This window comes from Kitasatospora sp. NPDC057518 (assembly GCF_042802075.1).
GTDB lineage: Bacteria > Actinomycetota > Actinomycetes > Streptomycetales > Streptomycetaceae > Kitasatospora.
Genome location: NZ_JBHVEU010000779.1, coordinates 1 through 1603, shown reverse-complemented (window position 1 = coordinate 1603; position 1603 = coordinate 1). Strand labels below are relative to the sequence as shown.

The following is a 1603-nucleotide window of genomic DNA, read 5'->3' as shown; positions in this document are numbered from 1 at the left end:
GGCATCCCCGCCGGGGTCAAGATGCACTCCGCCGTGTTCGCCGTCCACCCCCGGGCCGCCGCCGAGGTCGCGGCGGCCTGGGCGGCCGGCCGCGGCGTCCGGCTGACGGCCGCCGAGGTGGTGGACCGGGACGAGGCCGCGCTGCGGGCCGGCCGGGTCTCCGCCCGGCTGTACGGCCGACTGACCGTCCCCGTGCTGCCCGCCCGGGTCCAGCAGCGCAAGACCGGCAGCTCCGGGCCCGACCCGGGGACACCGGCCGGCCTCGCCGCCGAGGTCGCCGAACGCGTCGGCCCCGGCGGGCTGCTGCTCCTCGGGCCCGGCAGCACCACCTACGCGGTGGCCACCGCGCTCGGCGCGCCGGGCGCCAGCCTGACCGGCGTCGACCTGCTGCGGCTCGGCCCCGCGAGCGCCCTCGGCCCCGGCCACGCCGACGGCCTCGCCACCGCCGCCCGCCTCCTGATCCGCGACGCCCGGGCCGACCAGCTGCGCGCCCTGCCCACCACCCCCTGCATCGCCCTCTCCCCGATCGGCGGCCAGGGCTTCCTGCTCGGCCGCGGCAACCAGCAGCTCACCCCCGAACTGCTACGCGCCGCGGGCCGGGAACGGCTGCTGGTGCTCGCCACCGAGGCGAAGCTCGCCGCCCTGGCGGGCCGCCCGCTGCTGCTGGACACCGGCGACCCCGACCTGGACGACGCCCTCTCCGGCCACGTCCGGGTGATCACCGGCCGCCGCTCCGGCGCCGTGTACCGCCTCTCCGCCTGACCTCCCACCCACAGAGGAGCCCCCCATGATCGACCTGCACGGCAAGCGCGCGATCGTCACCGGCGCCGCCTCCGGCATCGGCCGGGCCACCGCCGCCCTGCTCGCCGAACTCGGCGCCGCCGTCGTCCTCCTGGACCTCGACGCCGAGCGCGGCGAACAGGCCGCCAAGGAGATCGGCGGCACCTTCGTCCACTGCGACGTCTCCCGACGTGCCGACTGCGAGCGGGCCGTAAGCACCGCCGTCGAGCAACACGGCGGCGTGGACGTGCTGTTCAACAACGCGGGCATCATCCGCCGCTCCACCGTCACCGAGATCAGCGACGAGGACTGGGACCTGGTGATGGCCGTCAACGTCCGCTCGATCATGCTGCTCAGCGGACTGGTGGTGCCGCTGATGGCCGCGAGCGGCGGCGGCAGCATCGTCAACACCGGCTCCGGCTGGGGCATCAAGGGCGGCGGCCGGGCCATCTCCTACTGCGCCTCCAAGGGCGCCGTGGTCAACATGACCCGGGCGATGGCCATCGACCACGGCCCGGACAACATCCGGGTCAACTGCGTCTGCCCGGGCGACACCGACACCGGCATGCTCGCCGAGGAGGCCCGCCAACTCGGCGAGAGCCCCGACGCCTTCTACACCGACGCCGCCGACCGCCCGCTCGGCCGGATCGGCCAGCCCCGGGACATCGCGCAGACCGTCGCCTTCCTGGCCAGCGACGCCGCCGCCTTCGTCAGCGGCGCGGTCATCGCCGTGGACGGCGCCGGTACGGCCTGACCGCCTGACCGACCACCCGCCAGGACCCGGCCCGGGCGGTCGGGCACCGGTGGCCGGGCGCCCGACCGC

At 76.5% G+C, this 1603-nt stretch carries 2 protein-coding genes; both read left to right on the top strand.

Annotated elements, in window-relative coordinates; translation table 11 throughout:
* The coding region (locus tag ACFU7Z_RS39340) for an ATP-NAD kinase family protein (protein WP_380782970.1) at positions 1–762 on the top strand (762 nt) is incomplete at its 5' end.
* A 25-nt stretch (positions 763–787) separates the two neighbouring features.
* Positions 788–1534: an SDR family NAD(P)-dependent oxidoreductase gene (locus ACFU7Z_RS39335; RefSeq protein ID WP_380782968.1), complete on the top strand. Its 747-nt coding sequence runs from the start codon at positions 788–790 to the stop codon at positions 1532–1534.
* Positions 1535–1603: the final 69 nt, after the last annotated feature.